At 69.2% G+C, this 5,032-nt stretch carries 6 protein-coding genes; 5 read left to right on the top strand and 1 reads right to left on the bottom strand.

Translation table 11 applies throughout. The annotated features are described in order from the left end of the window. From AC1D15_RS17695 to AC1D15_RS17675, 5 genes are all read left to right on the top strand, one after another. Nucleotides 1-891, top strand: an 891-nt coding sequence (locus AC1D15_RS17695; protein ID WP_477827007.1) for a molybdopterin dinucleotide binding domain-containing protein, incomplete at its 5' end; no start/stop codon positions are given. Nucleotides 892-908: 17 nt separating this feature from the next. Then, on the top strand, nt 909-1,376 hold the full coding sequence (locus AC1D15_RS17690) for a nitrate reductase cytochrome c-type subunit (RefSeq protein WP_477827006.1): 468 nt from the start codon (nt 909-911) through the stop codon (nt 1,374-1,376). Then, nucleotides 1,373-2,047: a cytochrome c3 family protein gene (locus tag AC1D15_RS17685; RefSeq protein ID WP_047505206.1), complete on the top strand. Its 675-nt coding sequence runs from the start codon at nt 1,373-1,375 to the stop codon at nt 2,045-2,047. The genes AC1D15_RS17690 and AC1D15_RS17685 overlap by 4 nt, the downstream gene beginning before the upstream one ends. Before the next feature lie 124 nt (nt 2,048-2,171). Then, a complete protein-coding gene (locus tag AC1D15_RS17680) occupies nt 2,172-3,377 on the top strand; it encodes a hypothetical protein (protein WP_477827005.1) in 1,206 nt (401 codons plus the stop codon). Further along, nucleotides 3,374-4,636 (top strand): hypothetical protein, encoded by a 1,263-nt coding sequence (locus tag AC1D15_RS17675; protein WP_477827004.1) that lies wholly within the window; start codon nt 3,374-3,376, stop codon nt 4,634-4,636. Before AC1D15_RS17680 ends, AC1D15_RS17675 begins: the two co-directional genes overlap by 4 nt. Here AC1D15_RS17675 and AC1D15_RS17670 read toward each other — a convergent pair. Next, nucleotides 4,566-5,032: LysE family transporter (locus AC1D15_RS17670; RefSeq protein ID WP_477827003.1), on the bottom strand; the 467-nt coding region annotated here is incomplete at its 5' end. The two genes, AC1D15_RS17675 and AC1D15_RS17670, sit on opposite strands and share 71 nt — an antisense overlap.

Here is a 5,032-nt window from a genome sequence, read left to right as displayed (position 1 = left end):
GGCGCCTACGGCAATGCCGAGCGGCGCACGCACTTCTGGCACCAGCTCGTCAACCCGCCCGGCGAGGCGCGCTCCGACCTGTGGCAGCTGATGGAGTTCTCGAAGCGCTTCAAGACCGACGAGGTCTGGCCCGCCGAGCTGCTCGACAAGAAGCCGGCGCTGCGCGGCAAGACGCTGTTCCAGGTGCTGTTCGAGAACGGGCAGGTCAACCGCTTCCCGGCCTCGCAGGTCGAGGCCGGCTACGAGAACGCCGAAGCGAAGGCGTTCGGCTTCTACCCGCAGAAGGGCCTGTTCGAGGAGTACGCGAGCTTCGGCCGCGGCCACGGCCACGACCTCGCGCCCTTCGACACCTACCACCAGGTGCGCGGCCTGCGCTGGCCGGTGGTGAACGGCAAGGAGACGCGCTGGCGCTACAAGGAAGGTTCCGACCCCTACGTGAAGCCCGGCACCGGCTGGCAGTTCTACGGCCACCCGGACGGCAAGGCGCTGATCTTCGCGCTGCCGTACGAGCCGCCACCCGAGCTGCCCGACAAGGACTACCCGTTCTGGCTGTCCACCGGCCGCGTGCTGGAGCACTGGCACTCCGGCTCGATGACGCGCCGCGTGCCCGAGCTGCACAAGGCGGTGCCGAACGCGGTCTGCTACATGCACCCCGACGATGCCCGGTCGCTCGGGCTGCGGCGCGGGGTCGAGATCGAGGTCGCGTCGCGGCGCGGCAGCATCCGCACCCGCGTCGAGACGCGCGGGCGCAACAAGCCGCCGCGCGGCCTGGTGTTCGTGCCGTGGTTCGATGCCAGCCAGCTGATCAACAAGGTCACGCTGGATGCCACCGACCCGATCTCGTTCCAGACCGATTTCAAGAAGTGCGCCGTGAAGATCGTCAAGGTCTGACACCGCGGGAGACACCGATGCGCCACCTCCTTTCCCATGTGATGTGCGGCCTGCTCCTCGCCGCACAGGCCCTGCCCTGCGGCGCGGCCGATCCCGTGCCCGCCGTACCGGCTGCACCGCTGCTGACCGATGCGGCACGCGGCCCGACGCCGATCCTCGCGACGACCCAGCCGCCGCGCCTGGCCAACGCGGTCAACGACGACCAGCGGCTCGCGCGCAACTACGCAATGCAGCCRCCGATCATTCCGCACCGCGTCGACGGCTACCAGGTCGACCGCAACTTCAACAAGTGCCYGGACTGCCACGCGCGTGCGCGCACCGAGTTCAGCCAGGCCGTGCCGGTCAGCGCCACCCACTACGTCGACCGCACCGGCAAGGTGCTGCCGCAGATCTCGACGCGGCGCTACTTCTGCCCGCAGTGCCACGTGGCGCAGGAGCCGGTGAAACCGCTGGTCGGCAACGGCTTCAAGGGGGTCGCGCCATGATCGAGCTCGCGAAACGCTACTGGCGCATCATCTCGCGGCCGAGCGTGCACTTCAGCCTCGGCTTCCTGACGCTGGCCGGCTTCATCGCAGGCATCGTGTTCTGGGGCGGCTTCAACACCGCGATGGAGGCGACCAACACCGAGGCCTTCTGCACCGGCTGCCACGAGATGCGCGAGAACACCTTCGCCGAGCTGAAGGCCACGATCCACTACACCAACCGCTCCGGCGTGCGCGCCGTCTGCTCCAACTGCCACGTGCCGCACGAGTGGACGCACAAGATCGCCCGCAAGATGCAGGCGTCGAAGGAGGTCTGGGGCAAGGTGTTCGGCAGCATCGACACGCCGGAGAAGTTCCAGGCCAAGCGGCTCGAGCTGGCGCAGCACGAATGGGCCCGCTTCAAGGCCAACGACTCGCTCGAATGCCGCAACTGCCACAACTACGAATCGATGGATTTCACGCGGCAGAGCGTGCGTGCGCAGAACATGCACACCACCTACCTCGCCAGCCGCGAGAAGACCTGCATCGATTGCCACAAGGGCATCGCGCACAAGCTGCCGCACATCCCGCCCGGCGAGGCGCCGACCGACACGCCGGGGCAGGTGCTGCCGGCGGACACGCCGCTCGCACCGGTGTCCGAGGTCGGTACGGCGGCCAGCGCGGCCCATCGGTAACCGGCTGAAAACGGCGTAGGAGCGCACCTACGCGGAGTCGCGCCGATCTGCCTTGCTGCCCCTCGGGACCGGCTCCTACAGTCGGTCCATGTGAGCGCCGTCCGCGCGCACCGAGGGAGAGGCCATGAAGAAATCGTTGCGCCTGCTGGCGTCGTTCGCGCTCGGTTGCGGCCTGGCAGCAACCGTTCCCGCGCAGGCCACCGAGTACACGCTGTTCGACCTCGGCTCGCTGACGCCCGGCCAGCAGATGTGGGCCACCGGCATCAACGACCTCGGCCAGGTCGTCGGCTATTCGTATGGCGACGGTCGCAGCGGCTGGTCGTCCTCCAACCAGTACAGCGCCTTCGTGACCGGCGCGAACGGCAGCGGGCTCACCGGCCTCGGCACGCTCGGCGGCAGCTGGAGCCGCGCGCTCGCGATCAACAACGCCGGCCAGGTGGTCGGCGATGCACAGACGGCGGCCGGCAACTACCGCGCCTTCATCGGTGCCGCGGGCAGCCCGCTCACCGAGCTCGGCACGCTCGCCGGCAGCCCCAACAGCACGGCGACCGCGATCAATGCGAGCGGCCGGGTCGTCGGCACCACGTCAGCCACCGACCCGAACAACCCCAACATCCAGGTCGACCAGCGCGGCTTCATCACCGGCGCCAACGGCAGCAACCTGCAAGACCTGGGCAGCCTGAACGGCAACGGGCTGCTCGCCCGCGGCATCAACGCGAGCGGCCAGGTCGCCGGCGTCGTCGCGAGCGGCTCCTACTACAACGACGCCTTCGTCACCGGCCCGAACGCCGCGTCACCCGGACCGGTCTTCGCCGACACCAACGCCGTCAACGCGATCAACAGCCACGGCCAGGTGGCCGGCATGTACTGGACCGACCAGGGTTCGGTCGATGCCTTCATCGGCACACCCGGCGGCACGCAGACGAAACTCGATTTCCACGGCGCCCAGGGCTACGAGTACGGCAACCTCGGCGGCTTCGGCCAGTACGGCCCGATCTCCAGCAGCCAGGCGCTCGCGCTGAACGACAGCGGCCAGGTGGCCGGCGTGTTCGGCAACGGCCGGGTCGCCGACTACTTCGCCTTCATCAGCGGCGCCAACGGCCAGGGTGTCGTCACCMTCGACAGCCTGTTCACGCTCGGCGACGGCGACCACTTCGTCTACGCGACCGGCGTCAACAACTCCGGCCAGTTCATCGCCAACACCGCGATGGGCCATGCGTATCTCATCTCGCCGATCCCCGAGCCGGTCACGCTCGCGCTGTGGACCGGCGGGTTGCTGCTGGTCGGCTGGCGTGGCCGCAGATCCTCGAACCTCAGGGAGACCTCATGAAGACACCCACCCTCCTTGCCTCGCTGGCACTGGCCGCCAGCCTGGCCTGCACGGCGCCGGCCCGGGCGCAGACCACGCAGTACCAGCTGTTCGACATCGGCCAGCTGGGCACCGGTGACCTGATGTACGCGACCGGCATCAACAACAGCGGCCAGGTCAGCGGGTATGCCTACACGAACGGCTTCAACGGCTGGTCGTCGGTCGGCGACTACCGCGGCTTCTTCAGCGGCGCGAACGGCGCCGGCCTGACGGGCGTCGGCAGCTTCGGCGGCACCTGGAGCAAGGCGTACGGCATCAACGACGCCGGCCAGGTGGTCGGCGCGGCGCAGACGGCCGGCGGCAGCTTCCRCGCCTTCCTGCGCAACGGCAACAGCGCGGCCTTGCAGGACCTCGGGACGCTGGGCGCCAGCAACAGCATGGCCACCGCGATCAACGCCGGCGGCCAGGTGATCGGCATGGTGGGAGGCGACCGCAACCTGCCCGGCTACCCGGACGTGCTGGATCCCCAGCAAGGCTTCATCACCGATGCCAACGGCCAGTCGATGCGCGCGCTCGGCAGCCTGAACGGCCAGCCGCTGTTCGGCAACGGCCTCAACGACGCTGGCCGCGTGGTCGGCCACATCGGCTACAGCGAGCTGAACCAGGCCGGCACCTTCGTGACCGGGCCGAACGGCAGCGCGCCGGTGGCGCTGCCCGCGGCGGTGCACTACCAGGAGAGCTCGATCAACAACCACGGCCAGATCGCCGGCACCTACATCGGGCCGCAGGAGTACGTCGGCCGCAACGCCTACATCGGCAACGATTCCGGCACCGTGAAGCCGCTCGATTTCTCGAATGTCGCGAACTACGACCCGGGCTACCTCGGCGGATCGGGCCAGTACGGCCCGGCCTCGTTCAGCGAGACCACCGGCATCAACGAGTTCGGGCAGGTGGCGGGGATCATCCACAACCACCGCTACGGGCGCGACTTCGCGTTCATCACCGGCGCCAACGGCCAGGGCGTGATCGACATCAACAGCCTGTTCACGCTGGCCGACGGCGACTGGTTCCGCAACGTGACCGGCATCAACGACCAGGGGCAGTTCGTCGTCAACAGCGGCTACGGCCACGCGTACCTGATCTCGCCGATCCCCGAGCCGGCCACGCTCGCGCTGTGGGGCGCCGGCCTGCTGTTGATCGGCGGTGCGGTCAAGGGTTCAAGAGGCCGCTCCACTGCCACAACGCGAAGCCTGCCAGCAGCACTGCCGATGCCCTGTTGATCGCACGCCGCCACGCCGGCCGGAAGGCGTGGCGCATCCGGCCCACGGCGATCGACAGCGCGAGCCACCACAGCGCCGAGCCGACGAACACGCCGGCCACCATCACCAGCGGCGAGCCGCCGGCCACCTGCGCGCTCATCGCGCCGAAGATCGCGATGAAGGACACGATGGTCATCGGGTTCGACAGCGTCAGCGCGAAGGTCGTCGCGAAGCAGGTCCACAGCGCAGGCACCGGGGCCGGCGCGGCGCCCGCCTCGGTGCCGGCCGCTTGATGCCAACCCGACCACGCGAGCCGCAGCAGCACCAGCCCGCCGAACACCGCGAGCCAGGTCTTCGCGCCGACCAGCCAGGCGATCAGCGCGGTGGCACCGAACGCGCCGACCGCGCCGTAGACGG

The organism is Rhizobacter sp. P2_H2, from assembly GCF_056403375.1.
This window is presented reverse-complemented; position numbering and strand designations above follow the sequence as displayed.

Bases quoted from the DNA above. Each gene is read 5' to 3' on its own strand.
- AC1D15_RS17685 (WP_047505206.1), top strand. From the start codon at position 1,373: ATGATCGAGCTCGCGAAACGCTACTGGCGCATCATCTCGCGGCCGAGC.